The following is a 2,718-nucleotide window of genomic DNA, read 5'->3' as shown; positions in this document are numbered from 1 at the left end:
TATTAATGACTAAAACTAAAGTACCGAAATACTTTTGTTATTCTGAATTAACTGCGATTGAACAAGTTCATTCGCTACGTTAATCATTGAAAGATAAACACCTTTCATTGTTATTAATGAATTAATTCGTGTGTCATTCTATTGATATAGTGCCTAGTAACTAGGACTTATTTGAAATCATATCAACAATGAATGTCCACACAGATTGTTTGATTAAATTGTTAAAGAGCGTGCCTTTCGGCTAGGTGCGTATCATACGCAACCTGTGAACGATGTCAACAGTATTTTGTTTTATATTTCACCAGGATAATTAATCTTGCTGAAATAAGAAACTTTATCTTTTTAAATCACTTTGACGTGTTTAAAAAGCTACCTCTTTCGTTCCCGATAACCGGATTAACTTGCGTCGTTCCCGTTTCCGTGGATGCGCATTATAGGGAATTGATCATCCTTGGCAAGCGTTTTATAACGATAAAATGCAACTTATTAAAACATTTACATTTAAGCTCACAAAACGGACAAATTTCACTGTTTTTTGATTTTTTACAACTACTCACACCAGCGTTTACTGATTTTATGCGGAATATTGAGATGATCTAATACTCTTGCCACCATAAAATCCTGCAGATCATGGATCGTTTTGGGTTGGTGATAAAAGCCTGGTGCCAAAGGCATCACAGTTACTCCCAATTCAGAGAGAGTCAGCATATTACGTAAATGGATAGTTGAGAAAGGCGTTTCCCGAGGCATAACGATCAATTTTCCGCGCTCTTTTAACACCACATCTGCGGCGCGCTGGATTAAATTATTGGATAGCCCCTGAGCAATAGAGGCTAACGTTCCACAACTGCATGGACAGACAATCATTTTACCAGGCGCTGATGAGCCAGATGCAACCGGTGAAAACCAGTCTTTTGCGGTTAATACGATTATTTGCCCCGTTTTAGCATGGAATCTGTTCTCTAAAAACAGATTCAATTCCGAGATCTTTTCCGGCCAATCTTCATTTTCTTCAGTTCTCAACACAATTTTCGCGGCATCTGACAGCAATAAATAAACCTGCAGATCCGCCTCCACTAAAGAAGCTAATAGTCTTAAGAAGTAACCGCTGCCCGAGGCCCCTGTTACCGCCAAGGTAATTTTTTCTTTAAAAAAGTTATCTTTCGTCATTATTACGCCTGCACTTTCTCTGAAAGTTGTTTCAATAGTTTTTGATGGATGTTGCCAAACCCCCCATTGCTCATAATCAGTATATGATCGTTAGGCTGAGAGCAAGAGGCTAACTTGTTGCATAAGATTTCAATATCCTTTGATATATCAACTTCTTTACCCTGTTCATCAAACAATTCCCGAATTGACCAGTTGATATCATCCGTCTCAAAACAATAGACGCTATCAGCCGCTGACAAGGCATTTACTAAGGCTTCTTTATGTACGCCCAGTTTCATCGTATTCGAACGAGGTTCGAGTACCGCAATAATTTTTTCATTACCCACTTTTGCTCGTAATCCCGCCAAAGTTGTTTTAATGGCTGTGGGGTGATGGGCAAAATCATCATAAACCGTAATATTATTCACTTTGCCTTTCACTTCCATGCGGCGCTTGATATTTTTAAATTCAGCTAACGCTTCAATAGCAATGGCCGGCGTAACGCCAACATGACGCGCAGCGGCTATTGCGGCAAGTGCATTATTAACATTATGATCACCCATTAACGGCCAATTCACCTGCCCCTGCTTTTCCTGATTTAAATACACCTCAAAAAGAGAGCCATCCTGTTTAACTTTTTTGCAGGACCAGTTTTCACCCAGATATTCAACCTCACTCCAGCAGCCCATATGTTTAACAGACATCAACGCCTCATCCTGATTAGGGATAAATATTCTCCCTGTGCCAGGTACGGTTCTAACAAGGTGATGAAATTGCTTTTTGATAGCATTAAGATCTTCAAAAATATCTGCATGATCAAATTCAAGATTGTTTAACACTAATGTCCGGGGGTGGTAATGGACAAATTTAGAACGTTTATCAAAAAAAGCACTGTCGTACTCATCTGCCTCTATAACAAAAAAGGGAGTTTCACCTAATCTTGCCGACAATCCAAAATTCTCCGGTACGCCACCGATTAAAAACCCAGGAGCCATATTGGCATAATCTAAAATCCAGGCGAGCATACTTGAGGTGGAGGTTTTGCCATGCGTTCCTGCAACAGCTAACACCCAGCGATCTTTTAAGACATGCTCTAATAACCACTGTGGTCCGGAAATATAAGGAATTTGTCTATCAAGAACGGCTTCTACGCAGGGGTTTCCTCTGCTCATTGCATTACCGATAACCACCAGGTCGGGATTCAGATCTAACTGACTGGGATCAAAGCCCTGAATTAACTCGATTCCCTGCTCCTGCAGTTGTGTACTCATTGGCGGATAAACGTTTTTATCTGAACCTGTGACTTTATAACCCAGAGATTTAGCGAGAATCGCAACCCCACCCATAAATGTGCCGCAGATGCCGAGAATATGAATATGCATAAAACCTCAATCGTAAAATAAAAAAGTTAATTGTTATAACTGAATCTAATACCAAATCCGATAATTATCTATTCATTTATGCTTGTTAAAATGAATGCTAGCTTCGTTATTGATTTTGCAATTAGAACAACTAGTTACTGCAATCAATGCCTTGCTTTCATCCATTTTTCCTACGCCTAAATAGATC

Annotated in this window: 2 protein-coding genes; both read right to left on the bottom strand. The window is 39.5% G+C overall.

Annotation, left to right across the window (positions count from 1 at the left end; translation table 11 throughout):
- Nucleotides 1-549: 549 nt before the first annotated feature.
- Entirely contained in the window at nucleotides 550-1,170 is a 621-nt protein-coding gene (locus tag ABZA00_RS16840) for a flavin prenyltransferase UbiX (protein ID WP_372883304.1), read from the bottom strand.
- 2 nt (nucleotides 1,171-1,172) lie between these two features.
- A complete protein-coding gene (gene mpl / locus ABZA00_RS16835; protein WP_372883303.1) occupies nucleotides 1,173-2,531 on the bottom strand; it encodes a UDP-N-acetylmuramate:L-alanyl-gamma-D-glutamyl-meso-diaminopimelate ligase in 1,359 nt (452 codons plus the stop codon).
- Nucleotides 2,532-2,718 lie beyond the last annotated feature (187 nt).

The sequence above is a fragment of the Psychromonas sp. genome (genome assembly GCF_041586535.1).
Lineage (GTDB): Bacteria > Pseudomonadota > Gammaproteobacteria > Enterobacterales > Psychromonadaceae > Psychromonas.
The sequence above is the reverse complement of the archived record's forward strand: the minus strand, read 5'-3'. Positions and strand labels throughout refer to the sequence as shown.